The following is a 23,368-nucleotide window of genomic DNA, read 5'->3' as shown; positions in this document are numbered from 1 at the left end:
CCCGCACCCGCACCCTATGCGCCTAGCTCGCCTCGATCACTCGCTCTCTTTAGCCTCTGCTCTCGGATCTGAGTCAGTCTCGTCTGGTTTGGTATTAAGGGGTGTAAGGCTGGCTTGGGGTCATTTAGAGCGGGGTGCCTCTCTTACGCCTGCTCAACTGTGCGGTGGCTCATCTAGGCGCGCGTCATGCCGTGGCCTACGGGGGCAGGGATGGTCACTGATGCAATCTCGAGGTCTGTCAGGTGTCGGCTGCGATTGAGCTGCCGGCTTATGCCTATAACTTTCCGGGTGGTTTTCTGAGGTACCGCTTCTTGAGTGACTCAGCGGCTTTTTGGGGTGAACGAAGCTGCTGAATGGGTGTTCGCCTGCTGCTGCAGAGGTGGGCTTAATAGGTCTTGCTCTGCGACCTCTCTGATGCACCAGAATTGCGGGCGGGGTGAAGCTGTCTCAGGCTGCTTTGATGGATTCGGCAGGTGCTGGGTACGTCCAGTGTGGAAGTGCTGCTCGGTCGATCGCTGATGTTCACCTATCTCTGGTAAAGCTTTGGAGGAGCAAGCGTTCGCGTCATCTTCGAGAATGCAATCCGGTCACCGCACCTGACCCACAAGTGCTTCTATATATAAAGAGGTTGCGCTATGGCTGGGCGCTGTCCACCGGTGGATGGAAGAGATTTCCAAAAAGGGCGAGGCGATGGGATGCTGGTGGTGTGGCGCGTCTGGAGGTGCTTTTCTGAGGGTTGCTTAGGTAGGGGTGTGAGTCTTTGGCGCTCGTGGCATGCCGTCAGAAAAATGACATTCATGGCGAATCATGTTTTATCAGAGTGATCGAGCGTATGGCATGAGCGTGGAACCGCGCTCCCAGGCGACTCTTTCTGTGGTCGCGCACCGCGCCGTGGTGGTAGGTGTTTTCTTGCGGAGCTTTCAGGTCGGGGGAGTCATCAGCCCAGGGTTGTTCAAGGGGGCTGGCTTTCTGAGAAGGGATTGGGTGTCCGGCTACGGAGGATTCTGTCCATCGGAGGGGAAATAGTAGTTCTGAGGTTGGGGTGATAATACCAGTACAACAAGAAGCTGCTGCGAGAAATCGACCGGCGCGTGCGCTACCTGCGCAAGCGCCTGGAAGACGTCAAGGTGGTGGACTATGCGCCCGAGCAGGAGGGCAAGGTGTTCTTCGGCGCCTGGGTCGAGGCCGAGAGTGAGCATGGCGAGCTGCGCACATTCCGCATCGTTGGCTATGACGAGATCTACGGTCGCAACGACTACATCTCCATCGACTCACCCATGGCGCGCGCCCTGCTCAAAAAAGAAGAGGGCGACGAAGCCATGGTCACCACGCCGACCGGCGAGGTGCTGTGGTACGTGAACAGCATCCGCTACGAAGCGCCCTGAGGCGCTTCAGCCTTCACGCAGCACGGTCAGCGGGCTGGCATTCAACGCCCGGCGTGTACCGAACACGCCGGCGCCACCAATCAGTACCGCGCCAATCAGCGGCAACAGCAGCAAGCTTGGGTGCGGGCTCCATTGCAGGTCGAAGGCATAGCGGTACAGCACCCAGGTCACCAACTCGGTGCCCAATGCTGCCAGCAGGCCGCTGGCAGCCCCCAGCAAACCGAACTCGATGCGTCGCGCCTTGACCAGCAAGGCGCGCCCCGCACCGAGGGCGCGCAGCAACGCGCCCTGGCGGATACGCTCGTCCAGGGTCGCCTGCAAACCGGCAAACAACACTGCAAGCCCGGCTGCCAGAACAAACAGCAGCACGTACTCAACCGCCAGGGTGACCTGGGCCAGAATGCTGCGCAGTTGCTCCAGCAATGCGTCCACTTGCAGGATGGTCACGGCCGGGAAGGCCCGTGACAGCGCCACCACCTGCTGGTCGTGCCCGGGCGCCAGGTAGAAGCTGGTGAGGTAGGTGGTCGGCAGGTCCTGCAGGGTGCCGGGCTGGAAGATCATGTAGAAGTTCGGCTGGAAGCTGTCCCAGTTCACCGTGCGCAGGCTGGTGACCTGCACCTGGCGCTCCAGGCCTCCGATGCTGAAGTTCAAGCGGTCGCCCAGCTTGAGCTTGAGGCTTTCGGCCAGCTTGGTTTCCACCGAAACCCCCGGCAAGGCATCGGCCGCCGGCGTGGCCTGCCACCATTGGCCGGCACTCAGGTTGTTGCCCTGGGGCAATTCGGCCGCCCAGGTCAGGCTCAGGTCACGCTGCACGGCGCGATCGCCGGTGGACTCCTTGCTGACGATCTGGTTTACCGGCTCATCGTTGATGTGCGTGAGACGCCCCGGGATGACCGGGTACAGCGGGGCGGCGAGGGCGGAGAATTCGTCCAGGCGCTGGGCAAAGTTGGCTTTGTCGTCGGGCAGGATGTTCAGCGCAAAATAGTTGGGTGCGTCCTTGGGCAACTGGTTCTGCCAGGTGTCGAGCAGTTCGCCGCGCAGCAGGGCGATCAAGGCCATGGCCAGCAGGATCAAGCCGAACGCCAACGACTGGCCCGCAGCCGCCAGCGGGTGGCGCAGCAGTTGCCCCAGGCCCAGGCGCCAGGCCAGCGGCGCCCCGGCCAGCAGCCGGCGCAAGCTGCGCAGGCCGAGCAACAGCAGGCCGCCCAGCACAATGGCCGCGACCAGCCCGCCACCCAGCAGGGCAAAGGTGAGCAGCAGGTCGAGGCTCAGGCGCCACATGATCAGGCCCAGTGCCAGCAATGCAGCGCCATACACCAGCCAACTGCTCGGCGGCACCGGCAACAGGTCGCGGCGCAGCACGCGTAGCGGTGGCACTCGCCCCAGCGCGGCCAGCGGTGGCAGGGCGAAGCCGGCGAGGGCGACCAGCCCTGTGGCTACACCCGCCAGTGCGGGGGCGATCCCGCCCGGAGGCACGGCGGTGGGCAGCAAACCTTCGAGCAGCTTGAACAACCCAAGCTGAGTCAGCCAGCCCAGCAGCGCACCGGACAGTGCCGCCAGGCCACCGAGCATCGCCAGTTGCAGGCAGAACAAGGTAAGCGCCTGGCGCCGCGACAAGCCCAGGCAACGCAGCAGGGCGCTGGCATCAAAGCGGCGCAAGGCGAAGCGGCTGGCGGACAGCGCGACAGCCACGCCCGCCAGCAGCACGGCGACCAGGCTGGCCATGTTCAGGTAGCGCTCGGCCTTGCCCAGTGCGCCGCCGATCTGCTGGTTGCCGTCGCGCGAGTCTTGCAGGCGCTGGTTGGCGGCGAGCAGCGGCTTGACCGTGGCGCGATAGCTGGCCAGGGCGTCAGGCTCGCCGCGCCACAAGTCGCGGTAGCTGACCCGGCTGCCAGGCTGCACGACACCGGTGGCCTCCAGGTCGGCGAAGTTGATCAGCACGCGCGGTGTCAGGCTGTAGAAGTTGCCGGCACGGTCGGGCTCGTAGGTCAGCACCCGGCTCATGCGCAGGGTTTGCATGCCGACGTCGATGCTGTCGCCGATTTTCAGGTCCAGCGCGGCCAGCAGGCGCGGTTCGACCCAGGCTTCACCGGGCGCCGGCCCGCCGCCGGGGGTTTCCAGGCCGTAGGGTTCGGGGGCGCTTTTCAGTTCGCCACGCAGTGGGTAGTTGTTGTCGGCTGCCTTGATGCTGGACAGCTGGATGCCGTTGTCGGTGGCAATGACGCTGGAGAACTCCACCACTCGCGCATGCTGCAGGTTCTGCTTGAGGCCGCTGTCGACCTGTTCAGGTGTGGCCGGGGCGCTGCCTTGCAGCACCAGGTCGGCGCCAAGGAACTCGGTGGCACGCATCAGCATGGCGCCGTTCAGGCGCGCACCGAAGTAGCCAATGGCAGTGCTGGCGGCCACGGCCACCAGCAGGGCGAAGAACAGTACGCGCAGCTCGCCGGCGCGGGCATCGCGCAACAGCTGGCGCGCAGCCAGGGACAGCAGGCGCAGGAACGACAGGTGTGCCATCAGGGCTCCAGGGGGCTGACCAGGTGGCCGGCGTCCAGGCGGATCAGGCGCCGGCAGCGATGTGCCAGGCGTTCGTCGTGGGTCACCAGCACCAGGGTAGTGCCGCGTTCCTGGTTCAGCTCGAACAGCAGGTCGCTGATGCGCTCACCGGTGTGGCTGTCGAGGTTGCCAGTGGGTTCATCGGCAAACAGCACCGCAGGCTCCGCCGCAAAGGCGCGGGCGATGGCCACGCGCTGTTGCTCGCCACCGGACAGCTGGCGCGGCGAGTGGCTCAGGCGCTGGCCCAGGCCGACCCGCTCGAGCAGGCTGCGGGCATGCTCGCGGGCGTCACGGCGACCGTCCAGCTCCAGCGGCAGCATGACGTTCTCCAGGGCATTGAGGCTGTCGAGCAGTTGGAACGACTGGAACACGAAGCCGACATGCTCGGCGCGCACGCGGGCGCGCTGGTCTTCGTCGAGTGTGCTGAGGTCGTGCCCGGCCAGGGTAACTGCGCCGCCACTGGGCAGGTCCAGCCCGGCCAGCAGGCCGAGCAGGGTGGACTTGCCCGAGCCGGAGGCGCCGACGATGGCCAGGCTGTCGCCTTGTTTCAATTCAAGGGAGAGTGGGTGCAGGATGGTCAGGTCGCCTTCCGCGCTCGGGACCACTTTGCTAAGGTTGCGCGCAGTGAGAATACTGGGGCCCATGGAGAATCCGATGCGAGTGTGGTTATTGAGTGTTGGCCTGGCCTTATTGTGCATGGCCCAGGGCGCAACTGCAGGTACGGTGCTGATTGTCGGGGATAGTATCAGCGCCGCTTTTGGCCTGGATACCCGTCAAGGCTGGGTTGCCCTGCTGGAACAGCGCCTCAAGGCACAGGGAATCACCGCCAAGGTGGTCAATGCCTCGATCAGCGGCGACACCAGTGCAGGGGGCCAGGCGCGGCTGCCGGCGCTGCTTGCAGCGCACAAGCCGGAGCTGGTGGTGCTTGAACTGGGGGGCAACGATGGCCTGCGTGGGCAGCTGCCCGCGCAATTGCAACAAAATCTTGCCTCGATGATCGACAGCTCGCGCCAGGCCGGGGCCAAGGTGCTGCTGCTGGGCATGCGCCTGCCGCCCAATTATGGCAAGCGCTACACCGATGCCTTTGCCAAGGTGTATGCCGACCTAGCCAGCGAAAAACAGGTGCCGTTGGTGCCGTTTTTCCTCGAAGGGGTAGGGGGCGTGCCTGAGCTGACCCAGGCCGATGGCATCCACCCGACCCAGGGTGCCCAGGCACGTTTGCTGGAAAATGCCTGGCCAGCCATAAAACCGCTGCTTTGACGCTTTTATAGTGACCGGCTTTCGGCTAATGTGGCGCCCCCGATTTGGAGCCCCCGATGCCGCGTCCTGCCTGGTCCCTGTATGCCTATCAATTGATCGAGCCCGACGAGCAGCTTGACCTGTTCGCCTGCCAGGAGATCCGCGTTCACCTGATCGCCCGTCAGCTCGAACTTGGCGGCTCCGCCGACCGTACCCTGTGCGGCACCCTGCTGCCTGCGCAACCGCGCTGGTCCGGCGTGCCCCGCACGATCTACCGCGACCGCCGCCTGTGCACGCTGTGCAAGGCCATCCTTGATGCCCAGCGTCGCGGCACCCGCCCGATATGGCCGCAACTCTAGCCGTTCGTCTCGTTCTTTTGTCGTTGGCCCGCCTTCTGCAACCTTCTGTAATCTGATGCCTCCCGGTTGCGCGGGGGGCGGTGTACAATCGCCATCTTGCCCCTGTTGAATTTAGCGAAGGATTTCCCGGATGTTGCCGCGCTTCCCCGCCGTCACCCGTTGCCTCTCCCTGGCCGCCTTGCTGGTGGCTGGCCCTGTTGCCGCACTGGAGTTCCCCCTGCCGCCACCCGGTGAGGACGTCATTGGCCAGGTCCAGGTGATCAAGGCCAAGTACGAGGACACCTTTGCCGACATCGGCACCGCCAACGACCTGGGCTACCTGGAGTTGGTTGCGGCCAACCCGGGTGTCGATGCCTGGTTGCCGGGCGCGGGCACCGAGATCATCCTGCCGACGCGCTTCATCCTGCCGCCGGGCCCGCGCGAGGGCATCGTGATCAACCTTGCCGAATACCGCCTGTACTACTACCCCAAAGGCGAGAACAAGGTGTACACCTTCCCGCTGGGTATCGGTCGCGAGGGCTGGGGTTCGCCAATCGCCAACACCCGCGTGATCGCCAAGACGCCCAACCCGACCTGGACGCCACCGGCCTCGATCAAGGCTGAGCACGCCGCCGACGGCGACCCGTTGCCCAACGTGGTGCCGGCTGGCCCGGACAACCCGCTGGGGCCGTTCAAGTTCACCCTGGGCGTACCGGGTTACTTGATCCACGGTTCCAACAAGAAATTCGGCATCGGCATGCGCACCAGCCACGGCTGTTTCCGCATGCTCAACAACAACGTGCTGCAACTGTCGAAGATGGCCCCGGTGGGGGTATCGGTGCGGATTATCAACGAGCCCTACAAGTTCGGTGTAAGTGCTGGCAAGGTGTACCTCGAAGCGCACACCCCGCTGGACGACAAGGGCGACCCGTCGGTAGTGGACAAGCACACGGCAGTGATCAACGCCTTGCTCAAGCGCGAAGACCTGGCCAACAACTTGCGCATGAACTGGGACATGGTCCGTGACGTGGTTGCCGCTGAAGATGGTATTCCGGTGGAAATTGCAGTGCCACTGACGGCCCAGGCGCCAGTCGTTTCGGGTATGCCGCTAGAAAATCAGTAACTTGCATTGCTAAAGCAGGGCCCGTCTTTTGGCGGGCCTTGTCGTTTTTGCGAGCGACTACTAAACAGTGGGCAATAAAAAAGCCGCCCCACAAGTGGGGCGGCTTAGATAACAATCCCGAGGGATTATTACTTGCGGCTAGCTTTGTCCAGCATACGCAGAGCGCGCTCGTTAGCTTCGTCAGCAGTTTGCTGAGCTTTTTGAGCAGCGGCCAGAGCGTCATCAGCCTTACGGTAGGCTTCATCAGCACGAGCTTGTGCACGAGCTGCTGCGTCTTCAGTAGCGGTCAGGCGAGCTTCGGTTTCTTTCGAGACGCTGCTGCAACCGGTAGCCAGAACTGCGGCCAGGGCCAGAGCAGAAAATTTCAGAGCGTTGTTCATCGTGTTCCCCTTCAAGGACTTTCTATAAAATAGCCATCTCTCGGAAAAGAGAAACTGGCCGGTGTACATAGTACCCATTACTTGTAGTAAGTAAACTGACCGAGCGCAAGAACGCGAAAAATTTACACGTCTGAGACCGACCGCACGTTCGCTGTATAAAAAGCGTTCAGCGATTGGCTTACGTACTGTAAGACATTCACCTGCCACTGTTTTTTTGTTGAACTACAGGTGACTTTAAATGTCCGCCTTCGTCATAGCACTACATGATCCGGCTAGTGTTCTGCATCGGGCGCCGGGTTACCGACGCGAGCTTACAGGTCCGTGAATTTTTTACGATCAAGTGGCTTGAGCATCCCGCCCCTGGGCGCCTACTATTTGTAGGTGCTCGGTTGCCTGAGAACGACCAGTCTCTTCTCGCTGTCCAAAGGGCACGGGGTGGCGTTGAGGTTCCTTCGCCGGATAAACATCGGTAAGGTAGGGGTCTTATAGAAGACCCGCGAGGAGTAGTGATGAGCGAGGCGTTGACCATCCACCATGACCAGGCCGGTCATCAGTTCGAGACCAATGTGGACGGTCATCGTGCGTACCTGACCTACATGGACCTGGGCAAGCAGACCCTGGATATCTACCGCACCTTCGTGCCAAACGCATTGCGTGGCCGAGGCATCGCGGCGGCGCTGACTGAAAAGGCCCTGGCCTATGCCAAGGACATGGGTTACACCGTGATCCCGTCATGCTCCTATGTCGAGCGCTACATGGAGCGGCAGCAGAAGCATTCTTCCAAAGCCTGACACTATTCGTACACACAAAAACGCCGGGCAATGCCCGGCGTTTTTGTGTCCAGCGTTTAGCCGCGGTTGCGCTTGGGCAGCACGTCCTTGAGTTTGGCGTGCATGCTGCGCAGGGTTTTCTCGGTGGCTTCCCAGTCGATGCAGGCATCGGTCACCGAAACGCCGTATTGCAGCTCGTCGAGGTTTTTCGGGATGGCCTGGCAGCCCCAGTTCAGGTGGCTCTCGACCATCAGGCCGATGATCGACTCGTTGCCTTCGAGGATCTGGTTGGCGACGTTCTCCATCACCAGCGGTTGCAGGGCCGGGTCCTTGTTGGAGTTGGCGTGGCTGCAATCGACCATGATGTTCGGCTTGATCTTGGCCTTGTTCAGCGCCTGCTCGCACAGGGCGACGCTGACCGAGTCATAGTTCGGCTTGCCGTTGCCGCCGCGCAGCACCACGTGGCCATAGGCATTGCCCTTGGTGGTGACGATGGACACGCCGCCTTCCTGGTTGATGCCCAGGAACCGGTGCGGGCTGGAGACCGACTGCAAGGCGTTGATCGCCACGGTCAGGCCACCGTCGGTGCCGTTCTTGAAACCGACCGCCGAAGACAGGCCGGAGGCCATCTCGCGGTGGGTTTGCGATTCGGTGGTACGCGCGCCAATTGCCGACCAGCTGATCAGGTCCTGCAGGTACTGCGGGGAGATCGGGTCAAGCGCTTCGGTGGCGGTGGGCAGGCCTTTTTCGGCCAGGTCCAGCAACAGCTGGCGACCAATGTGCAGGCCGTCCTGGATCTTGAACGAGTCATCCAGGTACGGGTCGTTGATCAGGCCTTTCCAGCCGACCGTGGTGCGCGGCTTTTCAAAGTACACGCGCATGACCAGGTACAGGGTGTCGGAGACTTCCGCCGCCAGCACCTTGAGGCGCTCGGCGTATTCGTGGGCCGCCTTGATGTCGTGGATCGAGCAGGGGCCAACCACGACGAACAGGCGGTGATCCTTGCCGTCGAGGATATTGCGCACCACTTCGCGGCCCGCCGTTACGGTCTTCAGCGCGGTGGCGCTGAGCGGGATTTCTTTCTTGAGCTGATCGGGGGTGATCAGGGTGTCGTTGGAGGCAACGTTAAGGTCGTCGATCGGTAAATCAGCCATCGTGTTACTCGTCAGGTCACGGATGCCGGCCGCCAGCGATCCCCGTGCGGCGGAGCAGCAGCATGATTGTACGCAACGGGGAGCCGAACCTTAGCGCGTTACACCGTGGCTCGACAATGGGCAGGGCCCGCTTTCCTGCGCTTTACCGGCCTATGACGGGGCTTTTTCGAGGCTGGCCTCGGAAAACTCGCTGGCATGCAGGGTTACCCATTGCTGGGCGAGGGCTTCGAGGGCATCTGGCTGGTCGCCATCGATGCCTTGCTGCTGGCAGAAATGCTGGATCTGGCAGACCTGCTCACCCATGCGCGCGCCGAACAGCGCCTGCTCGTCGATGAACACGATGCCGACCCGGTAACCATCCTGCTGGCGCTGGCACCAGGCGACGTAGCCGGGGTAGCGCGCCTGCTCGCCGAGGGAGGGGATGACCATTTCCACCGCCATGCCACGCCGGTAGGCACGCGGATGGTTGCAGGCCACGCCGCCCAGGCTGATAGTGTGAAGCCGCTGGCGGAACAGGCTGGGTGACGGGCGCAGGGTCAATTCGACCGGCACATCGTCAGGGTGAGGCAGAAAACCACGCATGTTGACTCCGTGTCGGTTATTTGACCTTGTACGCCTGAGTATAGTGAAGGAATGTAAAGCCGTTGATTTGCGTGTCAAAAGCTGGTCAAAAATTAATCAATTGGAGGCACTGATGGACAAGGCGACTGTGCGCATCGGCATTATCGGGACCGGGGCCATCGGCGGCTTCTATGGCGTGATGCTGGCCAGGGCCGGGTTCGACGTGCATTTCCTGCTGCGTAGCGAGTTCGCCACGGTGCGTGACAATGGCTTGCAGGTGGACAGTGCCGTGCACGGTGCCTTGACGCTCAAGCCGGTACAGGCCTATGCCGATGCAGCAGACATGCCAGCCTGCGATTGGCTGCTGGTGGGGGCCAAGACCACCAGCAACGCAGCCCTGGCGCCGTTGATCCGCCAGGCTGCAGCGCCGGGTGCCAAGGTGGTGCTGTTGCAGAACGGGCTTGGGGTGGAGGAGCAATTGCGCCCATTGCTGCCGCCGAGCCTGCACCTGTTGGGCGGCTTGTGCTTCATTTGCGTCAATCGCATGGCACCTGGGGTGGTGCGTCACCAGGCGCTGGGGGCGCTGAACCTGGGGTATCACAGTGGTCCGGCACAGACTGCGGTAGCGCGTCAGGAAATTGCCGAGCAGGGGGCCGGGTTGTTCCGCGCTGCGCAGATCGAGTCCCAGGCCATGCCCAACCTGGAGCAGGCGCGCTGGCAGAAGCTGGTGTGGAACGTGCCCTACAACGGCTTGTCGGTGTTGCTCAAGGCGAGTACCACGCCATTGATGAAGGATATCGACAGCCGCGCATTGATCCAGGCGTTGATGGCTGAGGTGGTGGAGGGCGCGCGGGCCTGCGGGCATGAATTGCCGGTGGGGTATGCCGAGCACCTGTTTGCGATCACCGAGAAGATGCCGGACTACTGGCCGAGCATGTACCACGACTTTACCGAGCGTCGGCCACTGGAGCTGGAGGCGATCTATGCCGCGCCCCTGTCTCGGGCGCGGGAAGCGGGGTGCGTATTGCCGAGGATGGAGGCGCTGCACCAGGCGCTGGGTTTCATTGATCGACACTAATAAAGCATCGCGGCACCAACCCGTTCCCACAAGGGCCCACACATGCCCTGTGGGAGCGGGCTGGTCCCGCGATGAGGCCACCAAGGAGCACACATGAGCAAAGGCCTGGGCGACAAACTGGTAGTGGCGATCTCTTCGCGAGCGCTGTTCGACCTCAGCGAAAGCCACCGCGTCTACCTGGATCACGGCGTGGAGAGCTACCGCCAATACCAGATCGAGCACGAAGACGAACACCTCGAACCCGGCGACGCCTTCCCCCTGGTGGAAAAGCTCCTGGGCTTGAACGCCAGCCTCGGCCAACCGCGTGTCGAAGTGGTGCTGGTCTCACGCAACAGCGCCGACACCGGCCTGCGCGTGTTCAACTCCATCGAGCACTACGGCCTGGGCATTTCCCGCGCTGCCTTCGTCGGCGGCCGCAGCCCTTACCCTTATCTTGCCGCCTTCGGCTGCCACCTGTTTCTCTCCACCGACGCTGAAGACGTGCGCAGTGCCCTCGAGGCCGGTTTCGCCGCTGCGACGATTCTGTCCGGCGGCGCCCGCCGCGCCGCCAGCACCGAGCTGCGCATCGCCTTCGATGGCGACGCGGTGGTGTTCTCCGACGAATCCGAGCGGGTGTACCAGTTGGGCGGCCTGGAAGCCTTCCAGGCCAGTGAACGCGAATCGGCGCGCGAGCCTTTGCGCGGCGGCCCGTTCAAGGCATTTCTCGCGGCCCTGAACGTACTGCAGAACGAGTTCCCGGCCGGTGCCTGCCCGATCCGCACGGCCTTGGTCACGGCTCGTTCGGCCCCAGCCCATGAGCGGGTAATCCGCACCTTGCGCGAATGGGATATCCGTCTGGACGAATCGCTGTTCCTTGGCGGCCTGGACAAATCGGCGTTCCTCGAAGCCTTCGCCGCCGACGTGTTCTTCGACGACCAGACCGGCCACTGCGAGCGCGCTCGCGGCGTGGTCGCGACCGGCCATGTGCCACATGGCATCAGCAACGAACGCACCTCCGACCAGGCCTGAGCAGCGGGCGCCGGACGGCTCTGCGCGCCGGTTTGACGCTGCTAAGCTGAAGCTTGCTCTGCCGTATCGGCAGTCGAGGAGGTCAAATGATCCGTTCGATGTTGTGTGCCACGGACCTCGGTGTGTACTCGCCTTATGTCATGCAACACGCCCTGGCGCTGGCGCGCACCTTTTGCGCCGAGCTCTACGTGATCCACGCCGTCGAGCCGATGGGGCAGTTCGCTGAATCGCTGTTGCAGAGCTACCTTGATGAACAGACCCTCGACCAATTGCACAGCCAGGGCGTGAATACCGTCATGGCCAACATCGAACAACGGGTGCTGGAAAACTTTCGTGACGAATTGGGCGAGCAGGAAGACCTGGCCCTGATCAAGGCCGTGCGGGTGCGCCAGGGCGACCCGGCACAAGTGATTCTGGAGCAGGCGCAGCGCCTGAGTGTCGACCTGCTGATCGTCGGCAGCCACAGCCAAGGGGCTGGCGCGGAGATTCCGCTGGGGCGCACTGCCGTGCGAATTCTGCAGTTGTCACCGGTGCCGGTGTACATGGTGCCCTTGGCGCAGCACCTTGGGCGTAGGAGGGCGGACACGGCCGTGTAGGTGGAAGGAATAATGCTGGAGAAATAGTTCTAGATTTATTCTTCAAACCACTAATATAGTTATAACTCGTCGCTGTTGTCGGTGACGCCCAGCTGATTTGAGGGATACCTATGAAGCTTCAACAATTGCGCTACATCTGGGAAGTGGCGCACCACGACCTCAACGTTTCCGCGACAGCGCAAAGCTTGTATACCTCCCAGCCGGGGATCAGCAAGCAGATTCGCCTGTTGGAAGACGAGCTGGGCGTGGAAGTGTTTGCCCGCAGCGGCAAGCACCTGACCCGGGTGACACCTGCAGGTGAGCGGATCATCACCACCGCCGGTGAGATCCTGCGCAAGGTCGAGAGCATCAAGCAGATCGCCCAGGAATTCTCCAACGAGAAGAAAGGCACGCTGTCCATCGCCACCACCCACACCCAGGCGCGCTATGCCTTGCCGCCGGTGATCAGCTCGTTCATCAAGCAGTACCCGGAAGTGGCGCTGCACATGCATCAGGGCTCGCCCATGCAGATCGCCGAGATGGCCGCTGACGGCACCGTTGATTTCGCCATCGCCACCGAGGCGCTGGAGCTGTTCGGCGACCTGGTGATGATGCCGTGCTACCGCTGGAACCGCTGCGTGGTAGTGCCGCAAGGCCACCCGCTGACCAAGCTGCCGAAACTGACGCTGGAAGTGCTCGCCGAGTACCCGATTGTCACCTACGTGTTCGGTTTCACCGGGCGTTCCAAGCTGGACGAAGCCTTCAGCCACCGTGGCCTGACGCCGAAAGTGGTGTTCACCGCCGCCGACGCCGACGTGATCAAGACCTATGTGCGCCTGGGCCTGGGCGTGGGCATCGTGGCCAAGATGGCTGTCGATCCGAAACTTGATTCGGACCTGGTGGTGCTGGATGCCAGCGAGCTGTTCGAGTCGAGCATCACCAAGATCGGCTTCCGCCGTGGCACCTTCCTGCGTGGCTTCATGTGCGACTTCATCGAGAAGTTTGCCCCGCACCTGACCCGCGAAGTGATGGCCAAGGCCATCCAGTGCCACAACAAGCAGGAGCTTGAAGACCTGTTCGATGGCGTTGAATTGCCGGTGCATTGATCGTCAGTTACCACGCTTGAAAAAAACCGGCCTTGCGCCGGTTTTTTTGTGCCTCTCGATCAGTTCAGCAGCAGGATGCAGCCGCCCAGGCCGAAGGCGAAAAGCCCCAGGCAGCATGCGCCGTGCAGCCAGCGTGAATGCCTGCCGTGCCACGCCCGCCAGACCAGCCAGGCCCCCACCGCCAACAGCAGGCCATAAAACCCCAGGATGGCGACTATTAGCTCGGGGCCGAGGTCGCGGCTGGAGGTGATCCAGTTGAGCAGCAGCAGGCTGCTCAGCACCAGTCGCTCTGTGGTTGCCACGAGGTACAGGTGCATGATGCTGTGCGCCATCTGGCTGCGCTGGGGCATGCCGGGTGTCAGCAGCAGTTCGGCCAAGGTGCTGCGCGCCGTTGTATGCAAGCGGGCAACCAACACTGGTGGGGCCAGGGCCAGGACTACCAGGGCGAGAGAGGCCACGGGATAGTTGAGCAGCGAAGGCGTGTTTGGTGTGTGCAGTTGCTCCCAGAGTGCTGCCCCGAACAGCCCGGCAACCACCAGATAGGTCAGGTATTGCCCGGTGCGCCCCATCTGTTGGCGAAAGGTCTGGTGCAGAGGCCCCAGCACGCTCGCCACGCGGTCCTGGCTACTGCGCGCGGGTGCCTGAAAACTGCGTGTCAGCCAATCGGGCGCGCAGCTGTCCAGCAGTTTTTCCAGGCGGGGGTAGCTGTCGGTTTTCGAGATGCTCAGGTACACGCCCAGGGGCAACCCCTGGGGTGCAAGCGGGTGCTTGAGATGCCGGTACCAGAGCCCGGCCGTCCCCAGCAGTGCCAGGCCACCCAAAAGTGCGCAATAGGCCGGGTTGGCGATATGCCCAGCTTTGATGCTCAGCGCCAACACGGTGGAAGGCACGAGTGAAAACAGTATCGGGGAGCTGAAAAACAGCAGGCCGAAGGTCGAGCCGAGCCACAAGGCGCCCACCTGGGTGAGCGCTGTAGCGCCGTCGGGGCGGGTCAGGCTCAGCGCCAGCAAGGGCACACCGATACTCAGCAGCAGATGCAGCAGGATGCCCTGGCTCAGGGCACGCTGGGTGCCGGGCAAGCGCAGTGACGACCTGTCCCAGATGGCGCGCAGCAAACCGTTGCCCAGCACCGCCCACCAGCACAGCGGTACGATGCTCCAGTAGCCGATTGCAAGGTGGAAACGCTGAAGGCCGACGCCGACGGCAATCGCGCCGATGAACAGCAGGAGGCCGCGTATCGTCGCCGCTCTATCGGGGAAGATCCCCGGCAGCGCAGCTTTGCTCATGGCCGGGATCATGCCGCCAGCTCCACGAACAGGTCTTCAAGGCCCAGGCTGTGTACACGCGCTTGCTCGGGTAATTTGAAGGCGCTGGACGCAGCATCATGGCGCAGCACCAGGTTCCAGCTGCCATCCGCCAATTGCTTGCGCGCGAACTCGCCCGGCAAGGGTTCGCTGGGCAACGTGACCTGCTGTGGCCACACGACCCGGCGCAGGTCGTCCTTGAGTTCATCCAGGTTTGCCAGCAGTTGAATACGCCCTTGATGCAGCAGGGCGATATGCGAGGCCACGCGCTCAAGGTCCGACATGATGTGGGTCGAGAACAGCACGGTAGTACCGTATTCACCGGCCAGCTCGACGATTTCGCGCATCAGTTCGCGGCGCGCCAACGGGTCGAGCGCAGCGGCAGGCTCGTCCAGTACCAGCAGGCGCGGGCGCGGCGCCAGGGCGCGGATGATCGCCACCTGCTGGCGTTGCCCGGGGGAGAGTTTGAGCAGGTCAAGCTTGGGGTTCAGCTCCCAACGCTGCAGCAGGCGCTCGACCAGTGCCGCGTCCCAGCTGGGGTAAAGCTCGGCCATCAGGCCGAGCATGCTGCCCAGCTTCATCCAGGCGAGTGCTTCCGGGTTTTGCGGAACATAACCCAGCGCGGCTTTGTCGCTGTCGTCCAGTTGCGTCGCCGGCTTGCCGAACAGCATGGCCTGGCCCTGATCCGGGATGCGCAAACCGAGCAGGCATTCGATCAAGGTACTTTTGCCGGCACCATTGCGTCCGACCAGGCCCAGCACCATGCCCGGTTGCAGGGACAGCGAAACGCCATCCAGTGCGCGGTGCTCCTGGTGATCCATGGTAATTGCGTGCAGCGCTGCCAAGGGCGATGGGCTACTCAATGCGTTTCTTCCTGAGACGGTGCTTCGTTGATAAGGGGGAGGAGGGCGTCGATCACCTGATCGGCCTCCAGGTCCAGTTGCCGGGCCTGGCGAGCCAGTTCCAGCAGGGCGGGTTGCAGGGCGTGCAGGCGGGCTGCAAGCGGGTTGTCGTCGACGCTACGCGAGGCCACCCGCATGCCTTTGCCAGGCTGGCGCTCGAGCAGGCCTTGGGCTTCCAACAGGTTGTAGGCCTTGGAAACGGTCATCGGGTTGATCGCGTGGGCTGCCGCCACCTCGCGCACCGAGGGCAGGCGGGTGCCCGGCGGGCATTGGCCGGCGGTGATCAGGCGGCTGATCTGGCCAACGATCTGGCGGTAGATCGGGTCGGCGGCGGCGGGTTCGATATGCAGGGTCATGGCGTCCATGTGTATTAGTCTAGTGATACACGTGGGCGGAGAGAACCGGGCAGTTATTTCAAGGCGTTACGAGAAACGCCGGGCACAAAAAAACCGGCCGAGGCCGGTTTTTCGAGTGGCGGGCGATCAGCGCTTGGCGATCAGGTTGCCGGCGTGCAGGCCGCATTCTTTTTGCGTGGACTCTTCCCACCACCAGCGGCCTTCGCGCTCGTGCTGGTTGGGCAGTACCGGGCGGGTGCAGGGTTCGCAGCCGATGCTGATGAAGCCGCGTTCGTGCAGGCTGTTGTAGGGCAGTTCGAGCATGCGGATATAGCCCCAGACTTCTTCGCTACTCATCTGCGCCAGCGGGTTGAACTTGTACAGGGTGCGCTCTGCGGTGGAGAAGGCGCTGTCGATTTCCAGGGCGGCGACCTGGCTGCGGGTGCCTGGGCTCTGGTCGCGGCGTTGGCCGGTGGCCCAGGCGCTGACGGTGCTCAGCTTGCGGCGCAGCGGTTCGATCTTGCGCACGCCGCAGCATTCGCCGTGGCCGTCCTTGTAGAAGCTGAACAGGCCCTTTTCCTTGACGAAGGGGTCGAGCTTGTCGCGGTCGGGGGAAAGGATTTCGATGGGCAGGTTGTACTGCTCGCGGACCTGGTCGATGAAGCGATAGGTTTCCGGGTGCAGGCGGCCGGTGTCGAGGCTGAAGACCTTGACCTGCTTGTTGAGTTTCCAGGCCATGTCCACCAGCACCACGTCTTCGGCGCCGCTGAAGGAGATCCACAGGTCATCGCCGAAGTGCTCGAAGGCGAGCTTGAGGATGTCTTGCGGGGACTTGTTGGCGTAAGTCGCGGCGAGGGCGGCGACGTCGAAGGGTTGGCTCATCAGGCGGCTTCCGATCATTGAGTGGCGCTTGGCGCTCGTAATGAAGCAGATGTTACCAAAAAATGCCGGGGTAGACGGGTTGCATTGTGCACCGCCATCGCGGGGCCAGCCCACTCCCACGGTCTGTGGGAGCGGGCTGGCCCCGCGATGGCTTTAGAGTTGTTCCAGGGTCTCGAGCAGCACCTTCACCTTGGTAATCGACTCCTGGTACTCCGCTTGCCAGTCCGAGTCCGCGACCACCGCGCCGCCGCCCCAGCAGCTGACTTGCCCGTCCTTGACCAGCAAGCTGCGGATGGCAATCGAGCTGTCCATCTCGCCGCGCACGTCCACATACAGCAGCGACCCGCAATACAGCGCGCGACGACTCGGTTCCAGCTCATCGATGATCTGCATTGCACGGATCTTCGGCGCCCCGGTGATCGAGCCACCCGGGAAGCTGCCGGCAATCAGGTCCAGCGCATCCTTGTCCGCCGCCAGGCGCCCAGTCACGCTGCTGACCATATGGTGTACGTTCGGGTAGCTCTCCAGGCTGAACAGCTCCGGCACCTTCACCGAGCCAATCTCGCAGGTGCGCCCCAGATCGTTGCGCAGCAAGTCGACGATCATCAGGTTCTCCGCCCGGTCCTTGGCGCTGGCCAGCAGCTCCCGGCCATTGGCGGCATCTTCGACAGGGTCGGCGCTGCGCGGGCGAGTGCCCTTGATCGGGCGAGTCTCTACCTGGCCCTCGCTGACCTGTACGAACCGTTCTGGTGAGAAGCTCAGCAGCGCACTGCCGTCGGCCAGCAACTGGAACCCGGAAAACGGTGTCGGGCAGGCTGCGCGTAGCGCCTGATAGGCCGTCCACGGGTCACCCTGGCACGGCGCGCGGAAACGCTGGGTCAGGTTGATCTGGTAGCAGTCACCCGCCTGGATGTACTGCTGAACCCGAACAAACGCCTGGTGATACTGCTCGGCACTGATATCGCCACGCATCGGCGCCTTGAGTTGGAACGGCCCGCCGTCGAGCGAGGCCGGCGCGGCAAACAGCGCGATCAAGCGTTCACGCTCTGCCTCTGCCAACTGCGGATGGAACACCAACTGGCTGGTTTGCAGCAGATGATCGCTGACCAGCGCCCAGGCATACAGCCCCAGGCTGGCATCGCCCAGGCCCAGGTCATCGCGGGCATGCACCGGCAGTTGCTCCAGGCGTCGGCCAAAGTCGTAGCTCAGGTAACCGATCAGGCCGCCAGCGAAGGGCAGTTGCACGCCCTGCGGCAGTTGCGCTTCACCCAGGTCGGCGAGGCTTTCACGCAGGCGTTGCAGGTAAACGTGACCGTCCTCGTCTGCGTGCGGTGCCAGCGTACGCAGCGGCCAGGCACTGAACAGGTCATAGCGACCGCGCTCGGCGTCGGGGCGGGCGCTGTCGAGCAGCACCGCACCAGGCGCAAGGCGCACGCGGGCGAAGTAATGCGCCGGGTTGGCATGGTAGGGCAGGGGGTGGAGCGTGCAGGTCGGCATTCGCATGAACAGCTGTCGAGGCGGGGGAGGCATTGTAGTCCTCTGTAGGAAATGCTCCTAGAGGGCCTACGGGATGAAACCGACTGCCCCGGTCGCGATGGCGCCGGGGCAGCGGTGTGTCACTGCGATGGCACGTGGCCGAACAGCTGCTGGGCGAACTTGACCCGCTCGGCGGCGGTTTCCGTCACGCCGTTTTTCGCCAGCTCTTCGAGGTGCGCCTCGACGGCATGGGTGCGCTGGGTCAGGCCGCAGTCGTTGGCGATCTGGATGTTCAGGCCGGGGCGGGCGTTGAGTTCGAGAATCAACGGGCCCTTGTCCTGGTCCAGCACCATGTCCACGCCGATATAACCCAGGCCGCACAGCTCGTAGCATCCGGCCGCCAGGGTCATGAAGCCGTCCCAGTTCGGCAGTTGCACGCCGTCCACCGCGTTGGTGGTGTCCGGGTGCTTGCTGATGATGTTGTTCAGCCAGGTGCCGCGCAGGGTTACCCCGGTGGCCAGGTCCACACCCACGCCGATGGCGCCCTGGTGCAGGTTGGCCTTGCCGCCGGACTGGCGGGTCGGCAAGCGCAGCATGGCCATGACCGGGTAGCCCATCAGCACGATGATGCGGATGTCCGGCACGCCTTCGTAGCTGATGCTCTTGAAGATCTGGTCCGGGGTGACCCGGTATTCGATCAGCGCGCGGTCGCGGTGGCCGCCCAGCGAGTACAGGCCGGTGAGGATGCTGGAAATCTGGTGTTCGATTTCCTCGTGGCTGATGATCTTGCCCGAGACCGTACGGTAGCGGTCCTCGAAGCGGTCGGCGATCACCAGGATGCCGTCACCGCCGGCGCCCTGCGCCGGCTTGATGACGAAATCGCTGCGCCCGCCGATGATCGCATCGAGTTTGTCGATTTCCTTCTCGGTGGAGATGATCCCGTACATTTCCGGCACGTGAATGCCGGCCTGGATCGCCCGTTCCTTGGTGATGATCTTGTCATCGACAATCGGGTACAGGTTGCGCTTGTTGTACTTGAGGACGTAGTCCGCATTGCGCCGGTTGATCCCCATGATGCCCCGGGCTTCCAGGGCCTTCCAGGTTTTCCAGAGTCCGAACATCAGGCGTCAGCCTTCACGAAAGCCTTGAAACGAACCAGCTCCGTCAGGCGATAGCCGCGGTAGCGACCCATCGCCAGCATGAAGCCCACCAGAATCAGCAGTACCGCCGGGAAGGTGAAGACGAAGTACACCAGCTCCGGCACGCTCATCAGCAGGTGCGCCAGGGATGCGGCGAACAGGGTGCCGATGGCGACTTTCATTGCATGGCCACCGCCACGCTCTTCCCAGGTGATCGACAGGCGTTCGATGGTCATGGTCAGGATCACCATCGGGAACAGCGCCACCGACAACCCGCGCTCCAGGCCCAGCTTGTGGCTGAACAGGCTGATCGCGGCGATCAGCACCACCACGAAGGTCAGCACCACCGACAGGCGCGGCAGCATCTGCAGCTTCAGGTGTTCAAGGTAGGAGCGCAGCGACAGCCCCAGCGCGGTGATCACCGTGAACAGCACGATGCCGAAGCCCAGCTGGGTCTCGCGGAAGGCCAGGGCGATCAGCACCGGGGTAAAGGTGCCGAGGGTCTGCAGGCCGATCAGGTTGCGCAGGATCAGGATCACCAGCACGCCGATCGGGATCATCACCATGATCATGAAGGTCTGCTGGGTTTGCAGCGGCAGGCCGTACAGCGAGTATTCGAGGAAGTCGGCGTCGGTGTTCTCGTCGGTCAGCTTGGCCAGGCGGATGGCGTTCATCTCGCTGTTGTTCAGGCTGAAGCTGACGGTGGCCTTCTTGCCGCCATCGACGGTGATCAGGTTGTCATCGCCGGTCCACCACAGCAGGCGGTCAGCCGGCAGGCCCTGCTCACCGGTTTCCGGGTTGAAGTACAGCCAGTCGTTGCCGTTGAAGCTGCGCAGCCACAGCTCCGGGGTTTGCGGCTGGTCGGCCACCAGGCGGATGGTCTGCACGCGCTCCAGCGGGACGTGGGCGATGGACAGCAGCAGGTCGATGACCTTGGCCTTCTTCTGCACCGAGGTGTCGCCGGCCAACAGCAGCTTGACGTTGTCGTCGTTGAGGTTGTTGACCCGCTTGATGGTCTCGCTGACGAAGGTCTCGACGTCGGCCGAGTGCTGGCGGATCGGTGCCATCAGGGCTTCGGCGGCGAGCTTCTCGGGGCCTTCCACCGGCTGGCTGTCACGGAAGGTCGGGCCTTTGATCTTGGCCTTTTCGGTGCTGTAGCGCTTGGTCAGCACCAGGCGGTAGTAGAGGGTCTGGTTGCCGCTGGCGCGACGGGCCGACCAGGTCACCTTGCGGTTGCCGTCGACACGGTTGACGCTCACGCCATAGTTGTTGGAGATGAAGCTCTCGTTGAGGCTCACGTAGTCGCGGCTCAGCGGGGGTACGAACATCTGTACCTTGACCGGGTCCTTGGGGTTGGCCACAAACTCGACCTTGGCGTCGATGTTCCACAGGTCGTCGGTCTCGTCTTCGGTCACCGGGATGCCGAGGAAGAAGATCTGATAGGCCGTAACCATGACGCCCAGCAGCACCAGTACGGTGATCAGGACTTTCAGATGAAGGGTAAGAGAGCGCATCGGAATTACTCTGCGGTATGAGCGACAGTGGCGCAGGCGGGTTTGCCAGCAGCGTATTTAAGGCTTGGATCGACCAGCGCATCGAAGCGCTTGAGCGCTTCAGAGCCGATCAGCAGCGGGTACTGGAACGCGCTGCGGTCAGTCAGGTTCACTTCGATGGTGCGCAGGGCCGTGCCCATGCAGATGTTCAGTTCGATCACCGGGCGGGCGGTGTAGGCCTTGCCTTCGTCCGGGTCGTAGTCGCCGGCGCGTCGCTTGATCTTGCTGACGCGGGCCAGCGGTCGTTCTATCGGATGCGAGTGCGCGGCGTCAATTGCCAGGTAGAAACGTACCCAGGACTCGCCATTGCGCTTGAAGCGCTTGATGTCGCGGGCGCTGAGCGAGGCGGTCTTGGCCCCGGTGTCGAGCTTGGCGGCGACTTCGAGGTCGATATCGTTGAGGCGGGCGTATTCGTTCAGGCCGTAGACGGATTTGTCCGCAGCAAGGCCCAGGGAGGGCAGCAGACAAAGGCTGAGCAGCAATGAAAGGGGCGTGAGTCTCATAAATCCTGGCGCGATGCTGAGCGATGTTCGGGTCAAGGCCACTGGCAATTCTGCGCAAGCTTCCTCTTGTTCATCCGTCATCAGCATAAACAGATGACAGACACACTATTCCTGCCCCAGTGAGGCGGCGGCATTCTATCACGCTGGTGCAAGGGCGCCAGCGCGCTGCACTCTGACAACGTTGACGACTGCGAAGTTCGTTCTTAGACGATTGTCGACAATGTTCATTTTGTCTTTGACTGTTGAGGTCGATTTGGCTAGTTTTGGCCGTATTGGATTTCAAGGTGTCGACAATATGCTGGACGCAGCGCAAAGCCCGGTCCTCCTTCAGGAAGATTCGGAGACCCTCTCCGAAAACGTCTTCCGGCGTATCCAGGCGGCGATCGTCAAAGGCGAGATCGCCCCGGGCAGCAAGATCTCCGAACCGGAACTGGCCCGTACCTACGGCATCAGCCGTGGCCCGCTGCGCGAGGCCATCCACCGTCTGGAAGGCCAGCGCCTGCTGGTGCGGGTGCCTCACGTCGGTGCGCGGGTGGTGTCGCTGAGCCACGCCGAGCTGATCGAGCTGTACGAAATCCGCGAATCCCTTGAGGGCATGGCCTGCCGCCTGGCCGCCGAGCGTATGAGCGTAGCCGAGATCGACGAGCTGCGCCGGGTGCTCGATACCCACGAGCGCGACGCCACCTTTCAGGCCGGCCTTGGCTATTACCAGCAGGAAGGCGACTTCGACTTCCATTACCGGATCATCCAGGGCAGCGGCAACCGCACGCTGGTGCAGATGCTCTGCGGCGAGCTGTACCAGTTGGTGCGCATGTACCGCATCCAGTTTTCCGCCACGCCCAACCGCCCGCGCCAGGCCTTTGCCGAACACCACCGGATTCTCGATGCCATCGCCGACCGTGACGGCGAGCTGGCCGAGTTACTGATGCGCCGTCATATCGGCGCCTCCAAGCGCAATATCGAGCGTCACTACAGAGACGCCAATGCCAACAGCCCACGAGGTGAGTCATGAGTCAGAAAAGCAGTCCAGGCCAGCGTTTCCGTGACGCAGTAGCCGCTGAGCATCCGTTGCAGGTGGTCGGTGCGATCAACGCCAACCACGCACTGCTGGCCAAGCGTGCCGGTTTCAAGGCGATCTACCTGTCGGGCGGCGGCGTGGCCGCAGGCTCGCTGGGCTTGCCGGACCTGGGCATCACCGGGCTGGACGACGTGCTCACTGATGTGCGACGCATCACCGATGTCTGCGACCTGCCGCTGCTGGTGGACGTTGACACCGGCTTTGGCGCTTCGGCGTTCAACGTGGCGCGTACCGTCAAGTCGATGATCAAGTTCGGCGCGGCGGCGATCCATATCGAGGACCAGGTCGGCGCCAAGCGCTGCGGGCATCGTCCGAACAAGGAAATCGTCACCCAGCAGGAAATGGTCGACCGCATCAAGGCCGCCGTCGACGCGCGTACTGACGACAGCTTCGTGATCATGGCGCGTACCGACGCGCTGGCCGTTGAAGGCCTGAACGCCGCCCTGGACCGCGCTGCCGCGTGCATCGAGGCCGGTGCCGACATGATCTTCCCGGAAGCCATCACCGAACTGGCGATGTACAAGACCTTCGCCGACCGCGTGCGGGCGCCGATCCTGGCCAACATCACCGAATTCGGCGCGACCCCGCTGTACACCACCGAAGAGCTGGCCTCGGTCGACGTATCGCTGGTGCTGTACCCGCTGTCGGCCTTCCGGGCGATGAACAAGGCTGCCGAAAACGTCTATACCTCGCTGCGCCGCGACGGCACGCAGAAGAACGTCATCGACACCATGCAGACGCGCATGGAGCTGTACGACGCCATCAACTACCACGCGTTCGAGCAGAGCCTCGACGCCCTGTTCGCCCAGAAGAAGGGCTGAACAGCATTTTTTGTAGACGCGGCCGTGTGCCGCGATGGGTCGCCGCGCGGCCCCAACCGTGATGACTGCAAGTTTCCATAACAAATTCAAGAGTGGAGAAAAGCA

The 23,368-nt window shown here is 63.0% G+C and carries 23 protein-coding genes and 1 pseudogene; 11 read left to right on the top strand and 13 right to left on the bottom strand.

Translation table 11 applies throughout. The features are described 5' to 3' along the window. Positions 1-1,049 precede the first annotated feature (1,049 nt). A pseudogene (locus M5G11_RS15885) lies at positions 1,050-1,385 on the top strand (GreA/GreB family elongation factor); the annotation flags it as partial. Between the two features lie 6 nt (positions 1,386-1,391). On the opposite strand, the gene M5G11_RS15880 reads toward M5G11_RS15885, so the two are convergent. Next, positions 1,392-3,899 carry an ABC transporter permease gene (locus M5G11_RS15880; protein ID WP_273910211.1) on the bottom strand — a complete coding sequence of 836 codons (2,508 nt, stop codon included), beginning with the start codon at positions 3,897-3,899 and terminating at the stop codon, positions 1,392-1,394. Further along, entirely contained in the window at positions 3,899-4,582 is a 684-nt protein-coding gene (locus tag M5G11_RS15875) for an ABC transporter ATP-binding protein (protein ID WP_273910212.1), read from the bottom strand. Before M5G11_RS15875 ends, M5G11_RS15880 begins: the two co-directional genes overlap by 1 nt. A 10-nt stretch (positions 4,583-4,592) precedes the next feature. Here M5G11_RS15875 and M5G11_RS15870 point away from each other — a divergent pair, with 10 nt between their 5' ends. The 3 genes from M5G11_RS15870 to M5G11_RS15860 all read left to right on the top strand — a co-directional run bounded on the left by M5G11_RS15870 (position 4,593) and on the right by M5G11_RS15860 (position 6,638). Then, positions 4,593-5,198 (top strand): arylesterase, encoded by a 606-nt coding sequence (locus M5G11_RS15870; RefSeq protein ID WP_273910213.1) that lies wholly within the window; start codon positions 4,593-4,595, stop codon positions 5,196-5,198. Positions 5,199-5,254: 56 nt separating this feature from the next. Further along, positions 5,255-5,536, top strand: coding sequence for a hypothetical protein (locus tag M5G11_RS15865; protein WP_273910214.1), 282 nt, complete (start codon positions 5,255-5,257; stop codon positions 5,534-5,536). Between the two features lie 130 nt (positions 5,537-5,666). Continuing rightward, positions 5,667-6,638, top strand: coding sequence for a L,D-transpeptidase family protein (locus M5G11_RS15860; protein ID WP_273910215.1), 972 nt, complete (start codon positions 5,667-5,669; stop codon positions 6,636-6,638). Between the two features lie 128 nt (positions 6,639-6,766). Here the strand turns inward: M5G11_RS15860 and M5G11_RS15855 are convergent, their stop codons facing one another. Continuing rightward, on the bottom strand, positions 6,767-7,018 hold the full coding sequence (locus M5G11_RS15855) for an Lpp/OprI family alanine-zipper lipoprotein (RefSeq protein WP_273910216.1): 252 nt from the start codon (positions 7,016-7,018) through the stop codon (positions 6,767-6,769). A 509-nt stretch (positions 7,019-7,527) separates the two neighbouring features. Between M5G11_RS15855 and M5G11_RS15850 the strand changes: the two genes are divergently transcribed. Then, positions 7,528-7,809 (top strand): GNAT family N-acetyltransferase, encoded by a 282-nt coding sequence (locus M5G11_RS15850; protein ID WP_273910217.1) that lies wholly within the window; start codon positions 7,528-7,530, stop codon positions 7,807-7,809. Positions 7,810-7,865: 56 nt separating this feature from the next. Here the strand turns inward: M5G11_RS15850 and M5G11_RS15845 are convergent, their stop codons facing one another. Both M5G11_RS15845 and M5G11_RS15840 read right to left on the bottom strand, forming a co-directional pair. Then, on the bottom strand, positions 7,866-8,942 hold the full coding sequence (locus tag M5G11_RS15845; RefSeq protein WP_273910218.1) for a 3-deoxy-7-phosphoheptulonate synthase: 1,077 nt from the start codon (positions 8,940-8,942) through the stop codon (positions 7,866-7,868). A 150-nt stretch (positions 8,943-9,092) separates the two neighbouring features. Next, a complete protein-coding gene (locus M5G11_RS15840; protein WP_273910219.1) occupies positions 9,093-9,524 on the bottom strand; it encodes a PilZ domain-containing protein in 432 nt (143 codons plus the stop codon). 112 nt (positions 9,525-9,636) lie between these two features. On the opposite strand from M5G11_RS15840, the gene M5G11_RS15835 reads away from it, so the two are divergent. From M5G11_RS15835 to cysB, 4 genes are all read left to right on the top strand, one after another. Beyond that, a complete protein-coding gene (locus tag M5G11_RS15835; protein WP_273910220.1) occupies positions 9,637-10,581 on the top strand; it encodes a putative 2-dehydropantoate 2-reductase in 945 nt (314 codons plus the stop codon). Between the two features lie 93 nt (positions 10,582-10,674). After that, positions 10,675-11,589: a 5'-nucleotidase gene (locus M5G11_RS15830; protein WP_273910221.1), complete on the top strand. Its 915-nt coding sequence runs from the start codon at positions 10,675-10,677 to the stop codon at positions 11,587-11,589. Positions 11,590-11,675: 86 nt separating this feature from the next. Then, on the top strand, positions 11,676-12,185 hold the full coding sequence (locus M5G11_RS15825) for a universal stress protein (protein WP_273910222.1): 510 nt from the start codon (positions 11,676-11,678) through the stop codon (positions 12,183-12,185). A gap of 110 nt (positions 12,186-12,295) precedes the next feature. Beyond that, a complete protein-coding gene (cysB, locus tag M5G11_RS15820) occupies positions 12,296-13,270 on the top strand; it encodes an HTH-type transcriptional regulator CysB (RefSeq protein ID WP_273910223.1) in 975 nt (324 codons plus the stop codon). Between the two features lie 59 nt (positions 13,271-13,329). Here the strand turns inward: cysB and M5G11_RS15815 are convergent, their stop codons facing one another. The 8 genes from M5G11_RS15815 to rloA all read right to left on the bottom strand — a co-directional run bounded on the left by M5G11_RS15815 (position 13,330) and on the right by rloA (position 21,364). Beyond that, on the bottom strand, positions 13,330-14,556 hold the full coding sequence (locus tag M5G11_RS15815; protein WP_273910224.1) for a hypothetical protein: 1,227 nt from the start codon (positions 14,554-14,556) through the stop codon (positions 13,330-13,332). Between the two features lie 8 nt (positions 14,557-14,564). After that, on the bottom strand, positions 14,565-15,437 hold the full coding sequence (locus M5G11_RS15810; protein WP_273910225.1) for an ABC transporter ATP-binding protein: 873 nt from the start codon (positions 15,435-15,437) through the stop codon (positions 14,565-14,567). Continuing rightward, positions 15,434-15,841 (bottom strand): GntR family transcriptional regulator, encoded by a 408-nt coding sequence (locus M5G11_RS15805; protein ID WP_273910226.1) that lies wholly within the window; start codon positions 15,839-15,841, stop codon positions 15,434-15,436. The genes M5G11_RS15810 and M5G11_RS15805 overlap by 4 nt, the downstream gene beginning before the upstream one ends. A gap of 117 nt (positions 15,842-15,958) precedes the next feature. Beyond that, positions 15,959-16,693 carry a phosphoadenylyl-sulfate reductase gene (locus tag M5G11_RS15800; RefSeq protein ID WP_273910227.1) on the bottom strand — a complete coding sequence of 245 codons (735 nt, stop codon included), beginning with the start codon at positions 16,691-16,693 and terminating at the stop codon, positions 15,959-15,961. A gap of 153 nt (positions 16,694-16,846) precedes the next feature. Then, positions 16,847-18,190 carry an aminodeoxychorismate synthase component I gene (gene pabB / locus M5G11_RS15795; RefSeq protein ID WP_273910247.1) on the bottom strand — a complete coding sequence of 448 codons (1,344 nt, stop codon included), beginning with the start codon at positions 18,188-18,190 and terminating at the stop codon, positions 16,847-16,849. A 119-nt stretch (positions 18,191-18,309) separates the two neighbouring features. Continuing rightward, positions 18,310-19,290 carry an alpha-L-glutamate ligase-like protein gene (locus M5G11_RS15790; protein WP_273910228.1) on the bottom strand — a complete coding sequence of 327 codons (981 nt, stop codon included), beginning with the start codon at positions 19,288-19,290 and terminating at the stop codon, positions 18,310-18,312. Then, positions 19,290-20,822: an osmotic stress tolerance membrane protein RloB gene (gene rloB, locus M5G11_RS15785; RefSeq protein ID WP_273910229.1), complete on the bottom strand. Its 1,533-nt coding sequence runs from the start codon at positions 20,820-20,822 to the stop codon at positions 19,290-19,292. Before rloB ends, M5G11_RS15790 begins: the two co-directional genes overlap by 1 nt. A gap of 5 nt (positions 20,823-20,827) precedes the next feature. After that, positions 20,828-21,364: a retropepsin-like aspartic peptidase RloA gene (gene rloA, locus M5G11_RS15780; RefSeq protein WP_273910230.1), complete on the bottom strand. Its 537-nt coding sequence runs from the start codon at positions 21,362-21,364 to the stop codon at positions 20,828-20,830. A gap of 295 nt (positions 21,365-21,659) precedes the next feature. On the opposite strand from rloA, the gene M5G11_RS15775 reads away from it, so the two are divergent. Together M5G11_RS15775 and prpB are read left to right on the top strand one after the other, a co-directional pair. Next, positions 21,660-22,376 (top strand): GntR family transcriptional regulator, encoded by a 717-nt coding sequence (locus M5G11_RS15775; RefSeq protein ID WP_273910231.1) that lies wholly within the window; start codon positions 21,660-21,662, stop codon positions 22,374-22,376. After that, positions 22,373-23,263, top strand: coding sequence for a methylisocitrate lyase (prpB, locus tag M5G11_RS15770; RefSeq protein WP_273910232.1), 891 nt, complete (start codon positions 22,373-22,375; stop codon positions 23,261-23,263). The genes M5G11_RS15775 and prpB overlap by 4 nt, the downstream gene beginning before the upstream one ends. The last annotated feature ends 105 nt before the right edge of the window (positions 23,264-23,368 follow it).

The sequence above is a fragment of the Pseudomonas fontis genome (assembly GCF_028656955.1).
In the GTDB taxonomy this organism is placed as follows: Bacteria; Pseudomonadota; Gammaproteobacteria; order Pseudomonadales; family Pseudomonadaceae; genus Aquipseudomonas; species Aquipseudomonas fontis.
This window is presented reverse-complemented; position numbering and strand designations above follow the sequence as displayed.